We start from the raw sequence: 18,328 nt of genomic DNA, 5'->3' as shown, positions 1-18,328 counted from the left end.
GACACCAAAATCCGCCGTGGGAAGAACAGGGAATTTGGTGTATGGGTTGGGGGCGAGTGACAAAGCACGCAGCGTTAAACATCTGGCATATTTATAACCTGGCAGTTTGAATGGCTGGACCAAAATAGTATGCGTCTTTTGTTACTCCACCTCGCTCACGGGGCACCAAATTCCGGCACAGGCCCTAGCTGTCAGCCCCTGGACGTCAGGTCCAACCCGGGCTTTCCTTATTGGCCTGGCCGAAAGCTAGGGGGAGGTGGCGATCTTGGTGCACAGCCAACACACAGCTGCATTGCGCCCACCACAAAAGTGAACGCACACCCCTATTAGCCTGCAGTTTCTTAAGGCTCTGTAAGTATTGCTGTCCCGCTGGTGGGGACGATATGATTGTGTCTTTCATCAATGGAAGCTAGGGCAGCAAAAGGCGGTTTCATGACAACAGTGGGTTGGCCAGTGTTTGGCGAACCGCCTCGGCTGCGACGAGCCACAGCGGCAGTAATAGTGTCCATGCTGTTCGCACTGGTGACGGTGCTCGGAGGGCCCTCGAGCGGGGCGCAGGCGGCGAGTGCTAACGACCGTGTCAACATTGGGGACTGCTCCTTCCGTAAAGCCGATGGGGACGCCAAGAAGTGGGCGAACCAGATGTGCTGGATTGATGCGTCGGATATGGCGAAGCCGGGGACGCACAATGTGACGAAGCATTTTGGGGATTACACCCTGACGTACACGGTCACGGTGGAGGCCTCGGATACGGGGACTGGGTCGAATAAGGGGAGCTTATCGGCGGGGCAGCAGCCGCCGTGGAACCGGGCGGCGTTCGGTAATCAGATTGCGGGCCAGTCGTTCTTCGTTGCGGAGGCGGGTGCCACTGCGAATGACATCTTTAAGACGGAGAAGAACCGCTTCGTTCGGTTGTCGTTTCGGGATGTGAAGTTTACGTACCGGGGGCAGCCGCTGCCGTCGTTTCGCATGATGGTTGCGGATGCTGAGTCCACAGGTAGTGTGCTCGGCGGTGAGATGATCAGTGTGGACATCTCGAATTCCGGTGGCACGGGCACGGTCAATCCACCAATTAAGCTGACGCCGAAGGGCAGCCTTGAGGCGTGTCGGAAGAAGTATGGGGCGGGCGTCGAGAGGAATCAGTGGCAGTGGGCCAACATGGGCGGCAAGAAGCGCGACTTCATCTGCGATAACCAGTCTGGCGGTACCTACGGCACGTTCCTTGTTGGGTTGGATTCGCCGACGGCGTTTGAGATTGGCATTGCGTCGAACTCTGGCGGCAACGCGAGGAACCCGGACCCGCGCGGCAACCAGGCGTTCGCGATGGCGATTGCGCTCAACCGCATCTCTACCCAGGCAGGCAAGGAACTGGGCACCGCGGACATCACAGCGCAGCAGGCGTTCACAGGCGACTCAGACAAGCCTGTGACCAGGATTTTCACCCAGGATGGGCAGCATCGTAACTGGATTGAACCCATTGGCGGGTCGAGTACTACGCCGGTGTTGCGCCGCCTGAACGCGGAGGGTGTGCCGGAAGATACTGTTGGGTTGCAGTCGACGATGAGTGGCAAGGAGCTGGCGTTTCGTCGGTACTCGCCGGAGTGGACCTGTAGCGCGATTTCCGCCGATGGCGATACGGACACCTTCATCTACGAGCCTGGGGCCAACGCCGGGGGCGCGCCTGCGCGTCTGACTCACAACGGCGCGCCGCTGTCCCGGGCCGAGGCGGAACGCCTCGGCATCTGGTTCAGGGAGAACCGCGCTGCGGGCAGCGCGGAGGTGCAGTTCGCGAACAAGCAAAACCGCGAAATCAACTGCAACGTGCACTGGAAGTCCCGTTTCGCACCGGCATCGCTGGAGCTGAACAAGCGGGTCACCGGCACGGCGAGCAACTACGCGGAGCTTGCGGGCAAGAAGTTCACCATCGCATATGCGTGCACGGCCCCGGAGGGGTTCCAGGCCGCGTACCCGGACGTGAAGTTGAGCGGGTCCCGCGAGGTCACACCCGGCAGCCCCCAGCTTGTCGACGGCCTCCCAGCCGGCGCCACGTGCACCCTGAAAGAAACCGCGCCTCCGGCGGTCTCCGGCGCTGACCTGGACCTGCAGTGGGATGGTGGGCAGCATGGTGCTGCGAATCAAGGGGGCGTCGAGAAGAAGGTGACGCTGACTGACAAACTTCCTGTTGAGGCAGACAATCAGTACACCGCGCGGACCGCGACGCTGCAGCTGCGCCACGTGGTGCAGGGCCCGGCGGCGACGCCTGCGCTGCAGAATCAAGCGTTTACGTTCGAGCTCAGCTGCCCGGCAACGAACGCGCCGGCGCACAGGGTGACCGTGCGCGGTGACGCCCCGGCAACCCTGGACAACGTGCCGCGCGGACAGGATTGCGTGCTGCGCCCCGTCGAAGGACTCACGGTGGAGCAGCAGAAATACCTCACCCTGACCAGCAGGGACGCCACCGGTGCGACCCAGCAGCAGGACGGGCTGGCGCTCCGGCTGCCAGCAGATGGCACGCAGCCGACGGTGCCCGTGGAGATACGCAGCACCTACGACTACCGCACCGAACAGGTAGAGGTCCACCAGGTGCTGACCGGCCCGGCGGCGACGCTCCCAGCCGTGACGCGACAGAGCTTTAGCGCCACCTACGCCTGCACCACCCCCGACGCCACCAAGCGCGAAGGCACCGTCACCTTGCTGGACGGGCACGCCCTGATCAGGGATATCCCGGTCGGGTCCACCTGCACGCTGAGCCCGCAGGCGCCCGCCCCTGAGGGCGGCGCGGATCAAGGCTACGAGCTGCAGAGCACATCCGTGGAGCCACAGACGCTCACCGTCGGCGACGGCAAGGCGGAGGCGTTCACTATCAACCGCGCTTACGACTACAAGTACGGCACCGCACAGCTTGCCAAGGCGGTCACCGCGAACGGCGTGCGCGGCCTGCCAGCGAATTACACGTTCAACTTCGCGTGCGGTAGCCGCAACGTGGTCACCGACGGGCAGGTCACGGCGGTCAAGCTCGAGGGCACCGCAACGGTCGCGCCCGGCGCGCCGGTCACGCTGAAGGTGGGGGACCCGCGTGTCGACGACGGCCCCGGCGCCACCATGCGTGTGCCCTACGGCAACACCTGTACCTTCACCGAAGAGCGCCCGCAGCTGCCCGGCGGCGTGAACTGGGACACCGACGTGGACAACGCGACGCTCACCATCACCGGCCCGACCAACACGGCCACGGTGAACAACACGTTCACGCCCGCCGGCAACGGGCTGACCATCACGCAGCGCTACACCGGGGAGCAGGCGCTGTACCCGAAGGTGGGCGTCGATTATCAATTGACGTGCGGTGCGTTCCAGTCGTCCTTCCAGCTTGTCGACGGCGCCCAGCGCTCCTTCACCGCCGCCGAGATTCCCGCGGGCACCCAGTGCACCCTGGAGCGACGCACCCCACTGGAGACCGAGCGCACCAACAGCCAGGGCGTGCGCTACCCAATCACGCACACGACGGTGGGCCACTACGCGCCGGGCGGTGAGCAGTCCACGGAGCTGGCGCCGGGCGTGGCATTCACGGTCGGGGAGCGCGCTACCTTGGCGATGGAGGACGAGTTCGCCTACCAGCGGGCCACTATCACAGGCGTGAAGAAGGTCCAGTTCGATCCGGCGACGAAGCACCTGATCGCGCCTGCGAAGCGGGAGGCGTGGCTGCAGAGGGAGTATCCGGCGTCGCTACGCTGTGTGCTGCCGGACGGCACGCCGGGGGCGTCGCTGCAGGCGTCGGTGCGCAACGGCGTGGTGATTACCCAGGATGACCTGGTGGTTGGCAGCAGCTGTACCGTCGCCGAGAACCCGCTGACCCCGGAGCCGGGCATCCACATGGCGGCCACCACCAACGTTGATGGGCAGGCGGGCAACACGTTTACTATCGCGAAGGCGGGTAACAAGGTGGAGTTCGTGAACACCTTCTCCCGCCGCGTCACCGACGCCACGGTGCAGACGAGCGTGGTGCTGCCGGGGACGGCGCGCCAGGACTATGAGGCCGCGGGCAACACACTCGACGCGGTGCTGCCCGCCCACCCGGTGACGGTGGTGTGCCGCGATGGCGACGCCGAACTGCTGCGCCGCAGCGCCACCGTGGACGGTGAGGGCACGGTTACCGTGACTGGAGTGCCGGTTGGCGCGGCCTGCACCGTGGAGCTCGGCGCGTATGCGTCGCTGCACCTCAAGGCGGACACGCAGGACGGCCCGCTGCAAGCGACGGTGCTGCCGGACGCGGTGGACTGGTCGGTGAGCCGGGGTGATGCGACGCTGGCGACGGGCAAGCCACTCGAGCAGCCCGGTACGGCGGCGCTGTCTCCGGCATTCGTGGTGGAGGAAGACGCCGCACAGAACGCAGTGCGTGCGACGAGTCGCTATGCCTACCAGACCGCGCCGCTGACGCTGCGCAAAGACATCGAGGGCAATCCCTCGGACATGCGACTGCTCAACGAGGCGAATACGATGCGCTTCGCGCTGCAGTGCCGGGCGCTCGGCACCGAACTCACCGACGTCCCCGGCGTGCCCCTGCAGCTGACACCGGGTGACTTCACCGCGGTCGACGGTGGGCTGCGCTACGTCTCTGCCGGAGGTGTGGACTCGGCTGTGCCCGTCGGCGCGCACTGCAGCCTGCGCGAAATCGCGATGGAGAACGTGCCCGCGCAACTTCGCGTAACCACCGCGCAGCCGAGCGCCGAAGCGGACGTCACCGCCGACGGCGCACAGCTGCACCTGGTGAACCAGGTGAGCCGCCGCACCACGAACCTGCAGGTGGCGATGCGCCAAACTGGCTACCTCGACGGCGCGGACCCCGCCGGTTACACCGGCCAGCTGGTGTGCAAGGACGGCGACGCCACCCTGGCCACCCGCCCGGTTCAGTTCACGCTGGCCGACGTCCCTGAGCGCCCACTGCCTGGTGCGGACGCCGTGCCCGTGACCGGGCTTCGCACCTTCGAGGTGCCTGCGGGTACCTCCTGCGCCTTGACCATGGATGCTTCCGGTGCGCTGAGTGCCCGCGGCGAGGTGGAGGTTGCCGCTGGTGACCGTCGCCCCTACCTGGGGTTCGCTGCCTGGGAGCGAGGCGTGTACAAGGGACCCACAGCCACGGTTGACGAGGTCGCACCGCAGGACGTGCGTGCCAAGGAGTACGAGTACTCCGTGGCCGTCCCCGCGGGCGCGCCGGATGCTGCAGCCGCAGAGGACCCTGCCGTGGTGGTTGGCGTGCAGGCGCACCACCCGCGCGCCACGGTGGACGTGGCCTTCACCAAGCGGGCCGCGGGCGCCCCGGAGGCCGACGGCGTCTATAAGTTCACCGCGAACTGCGGCGACGGCGCCCGCGATCCCTTCGATCTGAGCAGTGGTCACACCCACGTGCTGTGGGGCGTGCCCGTGAACAGCGAGTGCACCGTGGAGGAACAACAGGCGGAAGGCACATACACGTTCGCGCTGACCTCCCAGGGCGCCAAGCTGGGGGAGGGTTACCCCACTGAGCTGGACAGGCCATCGGTCGGGTTCAAGGTGCTCGCCCCAGAGGCCGCTGATACCGCCCGCGCCGGGAAGGCCTGGGCCGCCACCGCGATGAACAAGTTCGCCAGCGTGGCCCTGGACAAGCACATCGCGGGCACCCCGCTGTCCGGCGTCACCAGTGTTGCCGATACCGCCTTGCTGCCGGATCACGCCACCACCATGGACGTCACCTACGGGCTGACCAACACCGGCCAGTTCGACCTGTCCAACATGGTGCTGCGCGACCCAGCCCTGGCAGGGACGACGGTGCACACCCCCGACGGACCGCACACCATCGGCGAGCAGGGCACCATCCCCGCCGCCGCGTGCGAGGCGGCACGCGCGGCGCTGGCGCCCGGCCAGTCCGCAACCTGCACCGTCACGGTGGACATCCCCGCGGAGGGAACGTTCCGCCACCGCGGCACCGCAACGCTGCAGGCAGCCACGGGCGCCCTCGGGGTGGTCAGCGCCGAATCCACGTACGGGGCCCTGCGGGTGCCGTCGACTATCGGCTGGTTGTTGCCCGATACCGGCAGCACTACACTCGTGTGGATTCTGCTGCTTGGCCTGTTGCTCTTCGGCTTCAGTGCCCGCCGCTTCCTGACACAGACTTCAACCTCAACAACTCCAACAACAGAAAGTTAGACACCATGAAACACATCATTTCCCGCACAGCACTTGCAGTATCCACCGCGGCCGCAGTCGCGTTCGTAGGGCCGGTGGGCGCCTCCGTCGTGGCGACGCTGCCAGCTGCCGTCGCCCAGGCGCAGGTCGACGTCAACCACGACACGAAGCTGACGATCAAGAAGTACGAGGGCGAGCCGATCGGCGAGAACGGCACGCTTGACGGCATGAAGACCATTCCGAATGTCACCTTCAAGGTGGAGCGCATCCCCACCGCGCCGCTGAACACCGCGAAGGGCTGGGAAGACGTCGCCGCAGCCGGCGAGAAGAAGGTCACCGAGCTGCAGGCGGACCCGAACTTTACGGCGAAGGAGGTCGCAACGAACGCTGACGGTGAGGCCGTGTTCACCGACCTCGGCGTGGGACTCTTCCGCGTCACCGAGCTGCGCGCCGAGGGGGCCAAGCACTCCGTGGCGACCCCGTTCCTGCTCACCCTCCCGGCATTCGAAAACGGCGCGGCGCAGTACGAGCGCACTATCAACCCGAAGAACCAGATCCTCGAGCCGAAGAAGTCTCTCATCAGCGAAAACACCACCCTGGGAGACAACGCGCGCTACCGTATCGACGCCCCCATCCCAGCCTTCGGCCCGAACCCGGAAGGTGACCAGCTGAGGGTCGTCGATACGCTGTCGTCGAACCTCAAGTGGAGCCAGGCCGAGCACCCCGTGAAGGTGCAGGTGCTGAAGTCCGCGGACGATGACGCCCCTGAGACGCTTGCCGTCGACACCCACTACACCGTGGCCGATGCAGGGGACAACACCGTCACCGTGGAGTTCACCGAGGCCGGTCTGAAGAAGCTGCGCGAGCTGCGCGCCGCCAACCCCGGCCTGACCGTGCGCACCGAGTTCGACGCAAAGCTGATCAAGCTGCCCGAGAACGGCACGATCGACAACACCGCGCAGGTGTACTACTCCAACGACGACAAGCCGCACAACACCACCCCAACCGACGACCCGAACGACGGCGCCACGACGCTGAACTTCGCCAAGGTTGAGGTGACCAAGCTGCTGAACAAGCAGGCCAAAGACGGCGACAAGAACGGCGCCGGCGCCGAGTTCCAGATCTTCACCTGCACCAAGCAGGACGACGGCTCCTGGAAGGTCGACGAAGGCACCGCTGCCCAGCGCGTCGTCATCGGCGGCAAGGTGGAGACCACGCTGAATGCCGACGAGACCGTCGCCGAAGGCAAGGAGCACGCCGGTGCCGCCCTGGCGAAGGCTGAGGGTCTCAACCGGATCAAGAAGAACAACACGTTCGCCGACTACTGTGCCGTAGAAACCAAGGGCGTGTCCGGCTACCTGAACAACCCGGAGCCACAGCCACTCACCTACGACGAAGCCACGAAGACGCTCACCGGCAGCGTGAACAACGTGAAGGACAACCTGTTCGGCCGCCTGCCAGCAACCGGTGAGCGCACCATGCTCATCATCCTGGCGCTCGGCGTGGTCCTCTTCGGCGGCGGCGCTGCCTACCAGCTGCGCTCCCGCAAGGCATAAGTAGGGGAGCACACAGCGGTGAGAAACCCGGGGACTGCGATGGCGGTGGCGTTGGCCGTAACGGTCGGCGTTGCCGGCGTCGGCATGCCCGTTTCCGGCCCACCCGCTGCGGTGGCCGCGGCACCGGGGAGCGTCACGGTGGACCTGCGCGCCGCCGCAGGTGTCGACGGCCTGGACACCATCGGGGAGCGCACCGTCACCGCCTCCCGCATCACCACAGTGGACATGAGTACCCAGGCCGGGCGCGAATCCCTGGCCACTCTCGACGTGCCGCGGCTGCTGCGCACGCAGCCCGACGCGATCGTCGACGTCGCCACAGCGCGGACCAGCGGCGGGCGAGTCACCCTCGACGGCCTGCAGCCCGGCGCGTACCTCTTCACGCTCGGCGACAGTGAGGCGAAGGCTGCGTCGCACGTCTTCTTCGCGCCCTTCGTGGTGCCCGTGGCGGAAGGGTCCGCGCGCACCGTGGAGCCGAAAGCCCAGCATTTGAATGTGGTGCTCGAGGCCAATCGCCAGCGCGTCCACCCCGGCGAGGACGTCACGCTCACCGTGCGCGGCGTGGCGCCCAACCCGTCTGTCGACGGCACCATCGGCCACTACGAGCTCACCCTGACGCTCGCCGGAAACCTGGCGTTTGATGGGGACCCTACGGTGCGCGTCAATGGGGAGGCGCTCAGCCCAGGCGATGTCACTTTCCGCCGTGGGGGCAACCACCTGCGCGCAGTCCTGACCAAGTCGGGCCTGCAGAAACTCGCCCGTGCTCGCGCAACCGACGCCAGCACCACCGTCACGCTGGAGCAACGCGCCCGCGCCACCGCAGAAGGCACCGCAGGTGCCGACGCCACCCTCACCACCGACGGCATGGACCCCGAACGCAAGCACGTCACCGTGGAGGCCGCCCACGCCGACGTGCTCGTCGAGGCGCCCGCGCGGCCGGGCTCTTCCAAACCCGATCGCCGCTGGCTGTGGGGCCTGCTTGGCCTGCTACCGCTCGTGCCGCTGCTGCCGGGGCTGGCAGGCACGACACCGTCGGGCACGGCGCCTGCGGGCTCGCAGGGGACCCCGCCGGAGACACCTCGACCGGCTGATAAAGAACCCGGCCGCGACCAGACTCAGCCCTCGCAGGACGGCCCGCGCGGGCGCGTCGACCAAGTCCTCGCCTACACAGGCGCCAACGTCATCTGGCTCGCGCTGCTCGCTCTCGCCTTGATCGTTGTTGGATGGTTGCTGGCGCGTCGAAAAGAAGACGAGCAGGAACAGTGAGCAAGCCCACCCGCAAACGCGCCGGGAACCTCATCTCGCTCATCGGGCTGATCCTCGGCGCGCTCCTGCTGCTCTACCCAATCGTGGCTACACTCGCCACCAACGAGCAACTCCGCCGCCAAGCCGACGCCTACAGCGAACACACCACCAGCCTCAGCGCCGAAGAACGCGACGCCCAACTCGCCCGCGCCCGCGACTACAACCAACGCCTGCTGTCCACCGGCCCACACGCACGCCCACCCGCCCCCAACGACCCCGACATGCCCGACTACATGGCACAACTCAACCTGCCGGGCTCCGGGGGCATCATGGCGCGCATCCGCATCCCCGACATCGGCGTCGACCTGCCCGCCTACCACACCACCGCACCCCACGTCCTCTACGACGGTGCGGGCCACATGTTCGGCTCCACCCTCCCCGTCGGTGGCGACGGCACCAACGCCGTCATCACCGCCCACACCGGCATGGTTAACGCCGCCATGTTCGACGCCCTCCCCACCCTCAAAAACGGCCAAGACATCTACATAGATGTGATGGGGCAACGGCTGCGCTACCAAATGGTCGGCCGCGAAGTCGTGAAACCGGACCAATACCAGGCCGTACGCTACCAACCAGGCGAAGACCGCCTCACGCTCATCACCTGCACCCCATACGGACTCAACACCGACAGGCTGCTCGTCCATGCCATTCGCGTGCCCCTCGACCCCGACGCCCCCGAACCGCGCGTCACCGGCCTGGGCATCAGTCGGTGGATGATCCTCGTAGCCCTGATCGTGCTGGTGGTGTTGCTACTGATTCTGTGGCGCTGGTGGAAGCGTCGGCGGGAGGGGTAGCTGGGAGTGAGCTGGGCACCACGGTCCTCGGCGTCGGGTGGACGACCTGGGGAAATGCTGCGCGGGTCTGCCGAAAACCGGAAATTTGGGGCATAGCAACCGGTGTGAGTGACAAAAGCCGCACCCACAAACCTCTAGCGCTTTTCTAACCAGCCGGTATGAATGGCTAGTCCAAATCGAAGTGCGTCTTTTGTCACTCCGTCACTCAGGAAGGCCAAACAAAAACTACAAAATCGCCTGCGACAGCTTCCGCAGGTTCTTGAGCTGCTTGTGGTTGGCGGCGTCGAGGGCGCGTTCCTCGGCGGCGGCCACATCCTCCGCGAGTTTCGCTAGCGCCTTGCCGCCCTTCTTGGTGGCGGTCACGATTTGGCGGCGGCGGTCCTTCGGGTCGCGTTCGCGTTTGACCCACGCGTGTTTCTCCAGGCAGTCGATGAGGCGGACCATGTCGGAGGCGTCGATGGCAAGGAGTTCGGAGAGTTGCGACTGGGAGCGTGCCTGTTCGGAGACGCAGCTGAGCACCCAAAACTCGCGCATGGAGGAGTCGTGCTTCGCCAGGGTGCGCTCCACCTCATCTTTGGTGTGTCTGCGCACGCGCTCAATTTGGAATGAGGGCGAAGTGGTCAGCGCCTCTGGGAGTTCAATCGTGGCCATAAGTCCCAGAGTATCGGGCTGCTGGCCAGGAATGAAACCGTGCTACTCGGTGGGCAGTCCGTTGGCGATCCACTCCATGGTTCCGCCTTCGACGTTGATGGGTTCCCAGCCGTGGACCTGTTCGAGGTACTCGCATGCGCGCGACGAGCGCCCGCCGGAGCGGCAGATGACGTAGATGTCCTGGTCGGGGTCAATACGGTCGGTGAGGGTGGTCAGTTCGCTCAGTGGTAGGTTGGTGGCGCCTACGGCGTGGACTTCGGCGTACTCTTCGGGTTCGCGGACGTCGATGAGCTGGGCGTTTTCGGGGACTTTGTTGACGTTGATGGATTGCATGTGCGCGATTGTAGCGGAAGTGTCGGGTGCGTCGGCTACGATTTCCACTATGCGCACGCCTTCTCGAACTCGACCGCCTCAGTGGGTGTTTTGGGTGCGCCGGGTTGTGGCGTTGGTGCTGCTCGTGGTGCTCGTCTCGCTGCCGGTGAGGTGCAGCAAGGACGAGCCTGAGCCTGCGCCCGAGCCTCCCGCACCGGCTCCCGCAACGCTCGGCCAGTCGCAGCCGTTAGAGATGTTTATTCCCTCGGTGGGGCTTCGCGCGCAGTTCGAGGAGGGCCCGTGCCGTGTGCGCGCGGATGCCCTGGATCCGGCCACATTAGATAAGGCGTGCGTCTATACGGCGTCGGATAGGCCGTACTCACTGCCGGGTCCGGATGCTGAGGATTTGGTGGTCGTCGCTGGTCACACGGGTGCTGGGGTACACGGAGTCTTTGACCAGCTTTTCGACGGCTCCTCCGACCATCACACCATCCATGTCGGCGACATGCTGTACCTTCGCACCGCCGACTCGGAGGCGGCTGGCGGGAAGTGGCTGTCCTACCGCGCGACTGACCTGCACGACCCGGTAAAAGAGGTCATGGCCAGCGATGTTGATATTTGGGGTGATGGTCCGCGCCCGGGGCGCCTGCTCACGATCTCCTGTATCCAGCCGCGCAATATTTTGGCGGACTCGGTTCGCAATGCGGTGATTGGGTGGCAATTCGCGTCTGTGCTGGATGCGCCGCCGACCGATACGGGCGCGAAGTAACTGAAGTTTTTTGTGTAAACACTTGTGACTGGGGTGAACTGCGTCTACAGTGGGGCTAAACCATGAAGTAAGACTTGAGACTTCATGTTGAGCAAAGGAGCCCCTAATGAAGCGCAACACCGTTTTGGCCGCCGTCATGACCGGCGCGCTCGCAACCACCATCGTCCCCATGGCCCAGGCGCAGGACGTCCCGCTGCCAGCCGTGACCCACGACATCAACGGCGCCGAATACTTCCTCACCCAGGACGGCACCCACTACGTGCCGGACCGCAACCTGGTCAACATCGCGTTTGACCAGCTCTCGGCTGCTGACCGTGAGCGCGCAGTGGACGTGGCCAAGGCGGCTGCCGCCGGACTTATCGACGCCCCCTCCGCTCCCGAGGCAACCACCCCAGTCGAGCAGCCAGCCCCGACCGGCGACCACCAGGACGTCCCATTCACCGCCGAGGACATTGACCCGAACAACCCGGCACCAGCGGCAGCTGGCCTGATCGCGCTGCCGGCAGTGCTCGCGATCGGTGGTCTCACGTACTACCTCAACGCTGACGGCAAGACCTACGTCACCGACCTGGCGCGCATCAACGAGCCGCCAACCGACGCCGAGGTCAAGGACTCCAACGCGCTCCTCGCGGAGAACGCCGCTGAAGTCGCACGCCAGGGCCTGGCAACCTCGAAGGCTGCAGGTCAGGCGCCTGTCGAGGTGCAGCAGCAGTCTGCCCCGGTTCAGGCACCGGCAGAAGTCCCGGTTGCAGAGCAGCGCGGTATCGCAGCTGAGACCGGGTCCAACACCCTGGTTCGGGCGCTGTTTGCGTTGGTGGTGGCGTCGATAATTGGTGCGGCCGTCTTTGCGTACGGGCGCCGATACCTCATATAGTAATCCCTTGTGAAAACTCGACGTGTCCTTGCTGCAGTATGCTCTTTCTCCCTGATACTAGGGGGTACGACGCCCGCATCCGCGCACGACGATGTAAAGCCGGATGGCTCTGAATGTCGGGCACTGAAGTCGCAGTTCAAGCGGGGGCAGAAGCTCGACATTACGCGCTTTACATTCCCGGGTGACCACAACACGGGCATCCGAAACAACACCCTCTACCTTTACGACACCACCGGCCACCGCGCCGACGTCAAGCGCGCCGCCGACCTGTGGGTCGAGGCCGTGCGCGCCCGCGGCGGTTATCTCGACATCAAGTTCATCGACCACAAAACGCCCGAGGCCGTCAGCGTAATTGTCGACCCGAACCTGCCGGTGCTCGGCCGAGTCACCGGCGGCGGGCCGACCCTCACTGTGCGGATCAGTCCAAGGATGTTCGGGCGGTACGTCGAGAACACCAGTCGCATCATGACCATCGCCCACGAAATGGGCCACGCGATGGCACTCGCGCACAGCTGCGACAACCTGCTCATGGTCTCCGGGTACTCCCGTAAGCCAGGCGTGGTGCCTCAACCCCTCGACGCCGAAATCCTCATCCTGCGCAACAACCTGCGCCAGAAGCCGACGCCGACCCCGTCGCCTTCGCCCTCGCCGTTGCCGCCGCTCGTGACCACGACGACCTCGACGACGCCCGAGCGCCCGAAGCCGACGCCCACGACCTCGACCACTTCGGTTACCTCGACGACGCCAACTACCTCGGCGCCGAGCCAGCCGTCCTTCCCAGACCTGCCGCCGCTGCCGATGCCGACCATTCCGAGCGTCCAGCCGATGCCGACACCGACCACGTCAAAGACTTCAACAACGTCTGCTACGCCAACGACGCCGAAGACTTCAGTGACCCCGAAGACTTCGACTTCGACAACTTCTGCGAAGCCTTCACCTTCTCCGTCGCCTTCGCCTAAGCCGAAGCCGACTCCGACTACGAGCACCAAACGCATTACCGTGCCGGAATATGTGGCACCACCGAAGCCAGCCACGGAAGCAGAGGGGCAGGGCATCGTCGACGACGCGGCAGCGGAATTCCTTGCTGCCCGCGACGCACTCATGAAGGCCACAAAGGTCGAGGATCGTCTCGTGGCTCAAGAGCGCTTTGAAAACGCCAAGCGTGCCCTCGCAGAAGCGCAGGACAACCTGGAAGAGCTGCGTGAACAGTTGAAGCGTAAGACGTCGACGACGTCCACCACTTCCGCCGCGAAGACAACTACGTCCACGTCGGCAGCCCCTACTACGTCCACCACTTCCGCGGCGCGGACAACGCCGACGGTGGGGCCGTCGACAAGTGGGGAGACCTCCACGTCATCGCCTCGCTGCTGCCCGAACTGCGGAGCCACAACACCGCAGTACGAAGCGCCGAGCTACGCGCCCGCCGTGAAACCGAAGAGCGTTGAGGAAGCCCGCGCGGCACTGGCGACCGCGAAACAGGAACACAAGATCGCGGAAGCGCTCATGAAAGCTGTGCGCCCCACCGGTTACGCACCAGAAATCAACAAGGCGCAAGCCGAACTCGACCGCACCTTCTTCCGCGTCGTCGAGGCGCAGGAAAACCTGGACGAGCTGCTGGCAAAGGAGCCGACGCCAACCACCACGGAGGTGCCTTCTTCTGCAGCGCCAACGTCGGTGACCACTTCGGTCGCGCCGGTTCCGATCACGCCAGAGGTATCGACGACCACTTCGCCAGAAGCTCCGAAGGTGTCCGCCCCGCGGACAACGACGCCAACTACCACGGTTGCTTCGTCGACGTCGGTTACTTCATCGAGCTCATCCGTTAAGTCTTCGACCTCGGAGGCGCCGGAAGTGTCCGCGCCGCGGACAACCGTAACCACGTCGGCTGCTCCGGCGATTACCTCGGTGGAACCTGAACCGTCGCCATCGACGACCGAGGCTGCTACCACGACCGAGGCTGCTACGACCACGCAGTCGACGACCGAGTCCGCCCCGCGGACAAGCACTTCCACAAGCACGACAACGAGTTTGACAACGAGCGCAAGCGTGAGCACAAGCGCGCCTTGGGCTAGCGCGCAGCCGTCGGCGGAGGAGGAGACTCCGAAGCCGGAGGTGGGGACGTCGACAAGTGAGGCTACACCTGAGCCTACCGTTCCGGCGCCTGCTACCTGCGCGAAGGATGGTTCTTCGAGTGGATCCTCCGAGAACTGTGAGGGCAGCTCGAAGGGCGGCATCATCGCGGCGATCTTGGTGCCACTGCTGGCGCTGTTGGGCGCGGCGGCGTTCTGGGCGAAGGATCACCTCAAGTTCTAGCCGCTCGTGGGGGCCAGTGACAAAGGACGCAATCCACTTTTCGTGACCTGGTCTTTTGCCAGGATAGGCGGACAGGATTGCGTCCTTTGTCACTGAGGGCGCTCAGAGGACACGAACCCAAGCAAAAAGCCGCCCAGGTAACACCCAGGCGGCTTCAAAGGCGGCAGACTACTTCTTGTAGTTTTCGATGGAGGCCTGCAGGATTTTCTCAGCCTCTGCCTTGTTGCCCCAGCCGGAGCCGGAGACTTCCTTGTTCGGCTCGAGGTCCTTGTAGTGGACGAAGAAGTGCTCGATTTCGTCCTTGAGGAACTGGGAGATGTCGTCGATGTCCTGGTAGTGGTCGTAGCGGACGTCGTCGATGACGCAGAGGAGTTTGTCGTCGCCGCCGGCTTCGTCGGTCATCTTGAAGACGCCGATTGGGCGTGCCTTGACGATGACGCCTGGGAAGACGGACTCGGGGAGGATGACGAGGGCGTCCATTGGGTCGCCGTCGTCGGCGAGGGTTTCGTCGATGAAGCCGTAGTCGAGTGGGTAGGCCATCGGGGTGAACAGGTAGCGGTCGAGGTAGACCTTGCCGGTCTCGTGGTCGAGTTCGTATTTGTTGCGGGAACCCTTGGGGATTTCGATGGTGACTTCGACAGCCATGTGCGCTCCTTTTGTAGTCGCGTTGATAATACCGGTACTTATCATACGGGGCTGCGTCGCCGTGTGGGTTTGGGCTACGCTTATGCGCCGTGAAGCTTTGGACTTGGATTGTTGGTGGGGTTGCGTTGGTCGCGGTGGGTGGCGCGGCTGGCTTTGGTGTGGCGACGCAGCAGGAGCTGGGCCGGATTGAGCACGCCCCGGTGTATCAGTTGCCGCAGGCGGAGCCGGTGTTGGTGCCGGCGGTGCCGCGCCCGGTGGATGTCGAGGCGCTGCAGGAGCGCCTGGCGCAGCTTGCGGAGGATCCGGCGTTGGGCACGTTCCATGCGCGCGTGTCGGATGGTTCGACGGGTGAGGTGTTGTTTGACAGGTTGGCGGGGGAGGCGTTGCGTCCGGCGTCAACGACGAAGATTTTGACGGCTGCGGCGGCGGTGTTGGAGTTGGGGGCGGATGACAGGATCGAGACGCGGGTGGTGAGTGGGGAGCAGCCAGGTTCGGTTGTGATCAAAGCGAATGGTGATGTGTGGCTTGACGCGGAGGCTGTCAACCAGCTCGCCGAGCAACTCGCATCAGAGCAGGTGACCGCCGTATTCATCGACACAAGCGCGTGGGAGGGCCAGCCGACGATGATGCCAGGCTGGGACCCCGTGGACATCGATGGCGGCTTCGTGGCGCCCTTGGAACCGGCGATGCTGTCGGGTGGTCGCCTGAACGGGGAGACGGAAGGCGATGTGCCGCGTTCGCATACTCCGGCGTTGGATGTGGCGCAGGCGCTCGCGGACCGCGTGGGCGCCGAGACGGTCGGCTTGGGCCCGGCCCTTGCGGAGGCGGAGACGCTGGCAAGCGTGGAGTCGCCAGATTTGGTGCAGCGCCTGCACATGATGATGAAGGAGTCCGACAACGTGTACGCGGAGGCGATCGGCAGGGAGGTGGCGGCCCACGTAGGTATCGACGCCCCCTCCGCCACCCTGCACGTCCTGGCGGAGCACGGCTTCGACACAGGCGGCATCACGCTGGTAGACAGCTCCGGCTTGTCGGTGGATAACCGGATCACTCCGCGCCTGCTGGACAGCATCTTGAGCGACGCCACTCAACACGAGCAGCTGCGCCCGATGCTGGACGCGCTGCCGATTGCGGCCGGCGACGGCACCCTGGCCACCCGCTACGGGGACCTGGCCGGGCGCGGCTGGGTGCGCGCGAAGACGGGCACCCTGGACGAGACGTCCGGGCTGGCGGGCACGGTGACTGCGGAAAGCGGCAACGTGTACACCTTCGCGCTGCTCTCGAACGATTCGGACATTCTGGAGGCACGACGGGCGATGGACACGTTCGCTTCGGCGCTGCGGGAGTTCTAGCCATGGAGCCGTTCTGGCCCCGGCGCAGCCCCCACTTTTTGGCGTGCCGCCGTGCGGTGCGCGGGTGGGTGGAGCCGGCGGTGATTGGGCTGTCGGGCGGTGCGGACTCGTTGGCGCTGGTGGCGGCTGCCGCGGCGGAGCGTTTGGATGTCACGGCGCTGGTGGTGGACCACGGGCTGCAGGAGGGATCGGCGGAGGTGGCCCGGCGTGCGGCGGAGCAGGCGCGGAACTTTGGGGTGCCCGCGGAAATCGCGACCATCCAGATCACACCAACGAGCAAGGGCACCGAGGCGGATGCCCGCCAGGCCCGCTACGTGGCCCTGTTCGACCACGCCGGCCCCGACCGGGACGTGTGGACGGCCCACACCGCCGACGACCAGGCCGAAACGCTACTGTTGGGGGCGCTGCGCGGCAACCCGGCGGGGATGTCCCCGCGCGCTGGTCGGCTGGTGCGCCCGCTGTTGCATGTCCGCCGCGCGGACACCGAAGGCGCCTGCGCCGAACTGGGCGCCACACCGTGGCAGGACCCGATGAATAAGGACGAGCGTTACCGGCGGGTGGCGCTGCGCACCCGAGTGATTCCGCTGTTGGAGGAGATCGTCGGCGGGGAGGTTGTCCCGGCCCTGGCGGGGGCGGCGGACCGGATCGCGGAGGCGGCGGCGCAGCTCCAACGCATCACCCCGGCAACAAGCACAGACTCAGGCACCCTGGACTGCGCGGAGCTCGCCAGCTTGACGCCGGTGGTGAGGAGGGCAGTGGTGGCGGAGTGGGTCGTCGAAAAGCGGGGAGAGGTCAAGGGTGCCCACCTTGCGGCGATTGAAGCCCTGGTGACGAACTGGCGGGGGCAGGGCGCGGTGCAGCTCGGCGGGGGAGTGCGGGTCGAGCGGCGCGACGGAAAGCTCGTGTTCGCGTAAATGGTTGTCCAAGGTGGCGTGAAAGTGGCAAGATGATGAACTGATGCCAACCGAGACGGTCTTGAGAAAGGGCACCCGATGACCGAGCTGTATGACAAGAAGGATTTCAACGTTGCGCCACACCGCTACGGAGACGACGTAGAGGCGGTGTTGATCCCTGAGGAAGACCTACAGCAGCGCATCCAAGAGCTGGCTGACATGGTCTCCGAGAAGTACCGCGACTCCGAGCAGGACCTGGTGCTCGTGTGCGTGCTCAAGGGCGCGGTGTTCTTCTTGACGGACTTCGCCCGCAAGCTCTCCATCCCGTGCGAGATGGAGTTCATGGCGGTGTCCTCCTACGGCAGCTCCACCACGTCTTCGGGCGTGGTGCGCATTCTGAAGGACCTGGACAAGGAGATCGAAGGCCGCGACGTGCTCGTGGTCGAGGACATCATCGACTCCGGCCTGACCCTGTCATGGCTGCTGAAGAACCTGTCGGGGCGCAACCCGAAGAGTCTCGAGGTGATCACGCTGCTGCGGAAGCCGGAGGTCCAGAAGGCCAAGATTGATCTTCTCGACGTCGGCTTCGACATCCCCAACGAGTTCGTTATCGGCTACGGCCTGGACTACGCCGAGCGCTACCGCGACCTGCCGTACGTGGGCACGTTGCACCCTCGCGTCTACTCCGACGCGCCTGAGGACATCTAATAC

13 protein-coding genes are annotated in these 18,328 nt (G+C 65.3%); 10 read left to right on the top strand and 3 right to left on the bottom strand.

What is annotated here, in order from left to right; genetic code table 11:
- Positions 1-432: 432 nt before the first annotated feature.
- Genes BJP08_RS06470 through BJP08_RS06455 form a run of 4 tightly spaced genes read left to right on the top strand, consistent with a single transcriptional unit; the run spans position 433 to position 9,808 of the window.
- The gene (locus BJP08_RS06470) at positions 433-6,177 is read left to right on the top strand and encodes a CshA/CshB family fibrillar adhesin-related protein (RefSeq protein WP_143110032.1); all 5,745 of its coding nucleotides are present in this window, start codon (positions 433-435) and stop codon (positions 6,175-6,177) included.
- A gap of 5 nt (positions 6,178-6,182) precedes the next feature.
- Positions 6,183-7,712: a SpaH/EbpB family LPXTG-anchored major pilin gene (locus BJP08_RS06465; RefSeq protein WP_071568833.1), complete on the top strand. Its 1,530-nt coding sequence runs from the start codon at positions 6,183-6,185 to the stop codon at positions 7,710-7,712.
- An 18-nt stretch (positions 7,713-7,730) separates the two neighbouring features.
- Positions 7,731-8,975 carry an LPXTG cell wall anchor domain-containing protein gene (locus tag BJP08_RS06460; protein WP_143110031.1) on the top strand — a complete coding sequence of 415 codons (1,245 nt, stop codon included), beginning with the start codon at positions 7,731-7,733 and terminating at the stop codon, positions 8,973-8,975.
- Entirely contained in the window at positions 8,972-9,808 is an 837-nt protein-coding gene (locus tag BJP08_RS06455; protein ID WP_071568831.1) for a class C sortase, read from the top strand. The genes BJP08_RS06460 and BJP08_RS06455 overlap by 4 nt, the downstream gene beginning before the upstream one ends.
- Positions 9,809-10,033: 225 nt before the next feature.
- Here BJP08_RS06455 and BJP08_RS06450 read toward each other — a convergent pair whose 3' ends face one another.
- On the bottom strand, positions 10,034-10,459 hold the full coding sequence (locus BJP08_RS06450; protein WP_070361882.1) for a MarR family winged helix-turn-helix transcriptional regulator: 426 nt from the start codon (positions 10,457-10,459) through the stop codon (positions 10,034-10,036).
- Positions 10,460-10,501: 42 nt separating this feature from the next.
- Entirely contained in the window at positions 10,502-10,792 is a 291-nt protein-coding gene (locus tag BJP08_RS06445; protein WP_070363433.1) for a rhodanese-like domain-containing protein, read from the bottom strand.
- Positions 10,793-10,841: 49 nt separating this feature from the next.
- On the opposite strand from BJP08_RS06445, the gene BJP08_RS06440 reads away from it, so the two are divergent.
- The 3 genes from BJP08_RS06440 to BJP08_RS11410 all read left to right on the top strand — a co-directional run bounded on the left by BJP08_RS06440 (position 10,842) and on the right by BJP08_RS11410 (position 14,727).
- Positions 10,842-11,540, top strand: coding sequence for a hypothetical protein (locus BJP08_RS06440; RefSeq protein WP_255364784.1), 699 nt, complete (start codon positions 10,842-10,844; stop codon positions 11,538-11,540).
- A 106-nt stretch (positions 11,541-11,646) separates the two neighbouring features.
- Entirely contained in the window at positions 11,647-12,414 is a 768-nt protein-coding gene (locus BJP08_RS06435) for a hypothetical protein (RefSeq protein ID WP_071568830.1), read from the top strand.
- Positions 12,415-12,423: 9 nt separating this feature from the next.
- Positions 12,424-14,727 carry a hypothetical protein gene (locus tag BJP08_RS11410; RefSeq protein ID WP_143110030.1) on the top strand — a complete coding sequence of 768 codons (2,304 nt, stop codon included), beginning with the start codon at positions 12,424-12,426 and terminating at the stop codon, positions 14,725-14,727.
- Positions 14,728-14,895: 168 nt separating this feature from the next.
- Here BJP08_RS11410 and BJP08_RS06415 read toward each other — a convergent pair whose 3' ends face one another.
- Positions 14,896-15,372 (bottom strand): inorganic diphosphatase, encoded by a 477-nt coding sequence (locus BJP08_RS06415; RefSeq protein ID WP_071568826.1) that lies wholly within the window; start codon positions 15,370-15,372, stop codon positions 14,896-14,898.
- Positions 15,373-15,461: 89 nt separating this feature from the next.
- Here BJP08_RS06415 and dacB point away from each other — a divergent pair, with 89 nt between their 5' ends.
- From dacB to hpt, 3 genes are all read left to right on the top strand, one after another.
- Complete coding sequence (gene dacB / locus BJP08_RS06410; RefSeq protein WP_071568825.1) at positions 15,462-16,724, top strand: D-alanyl-D-alanine carboxypeptidase/D-alanyl-D-alanine-endopeptidase; 1,263 nt, start codon at positions 15,462-15,464, stop codon at positions 16,722-16,724.
- Positions 16,725-16,726: 2 nt separating this feature from the next.
- Positions 16,727-17,638 carry a tRNA lysidine(34) synthetase TilS gene (gene tilS, locus BJP08_RS06405; protein WP_071568824.1) on the top strand — a complete coding sequence of 304 codons (912 nt, stop codon included), beginning with the start codon at positions 16,727-16,729 and terminating at the stop codon, positions 17,636-17,638.
- Between the two features lie 78 nt (positions 17,639-17,716).
- On the top strand, positions 17,717-18,325 hold the full coding sequence (gene hpt, locus BJP08_RS06400) for a hypoxanthine phosphoribosyltransferase (protein WP_177221724.1): 609 nt from the start codon (positions 17,717-17,719) through the stop codon (positions 18,323-18,325).
- Positions 18,326-18,328 lie beyond the last annotated feature (3 nt).

The sequence above is a fragment of the Corynebacterium sp. NML140438 genome (assembly GCF_001875725.1).
Taxonomy (GTDB): Bacteria; Actinomycetota; Actinomycetes; order Mycobacteriales; family Mycobacteriaceae; genus Corynebacterium.
The sequence above is the reverse complement of the archived record's forward strand: the minus strand, read 5'-3'. Positions and strand labels throughout refer to the sequence as shown.

What these genes read in the sequence shown, in the direction of transcription:
- BJP08_RS06445 (WP_070363433.1), bottom strand. Translation starts at nt 10,792, where the DNA reads ATGCAATCCATCAACGTCAACAAAGTCCCCGAAAACGCCCAGCTCATC.
- hpt (WP_177221724.1), top strand. Translation starts at nt 17,717, where the DNA reads ATGACCGAGCTGTATGACAAGAAGGATTTCAACGTTGCGCCACACCGC.
- BJP08_RS06440 (WP_255364784.1), top strand. Translation starts at nt 10,842, where the DNA reads ATGCGCACGCCTTCTCGAACTCGACCGCCTCAGTGGGTGTTTTGGGTG.
- BJP08_RS06435 (WP_071568830.1), top strand. Translation starts at nt 11,647, where the DNA reads ATGAAGCGCAACACCGTTTTGGCCGCCGTCATGACCGGCGCGCTCGCA.
- BJP08_RS06450 (WP_070361882.1), bottom strand. Translation starts at nt 10,459, where the DNA reads ATGGCCACGATTGAACTCCCAGAGGCGCTGACCACTTCGCCCTCATTC.
- BJP08_RS06465 (WP_071568833.1), top strand. Translation starts at nt 6,183, where the DNA reads ATGAAACACATCATTTCCCGCACAGCACTTGCAGTATCCACCGCGGCC.
- BJP08_RS06470 (WP_143110032.1), top strand. Translation starts at nt 433, where the DNA reads ATGACAACAGTGGGTTGGCCAGTGTTTGGCGAACCGCCTCGGCTGCGA.
- tilS (WP_071568824.1), top strand. Translation starts at nt 16,727, where the DNA reads ATGGAGCCGTTCTGGCCCCGGCGCAGCCCCCACTTTTTGGCGTGCCGC.
- BJP08_RS06415 (WP_071568826.1), bottom strand. Translation starts at nt 15,372, where the DNA reads ATGGCTGTCGAAGTCACCATCGAAATCCCCAAGGGTTCCCGCAACAAA.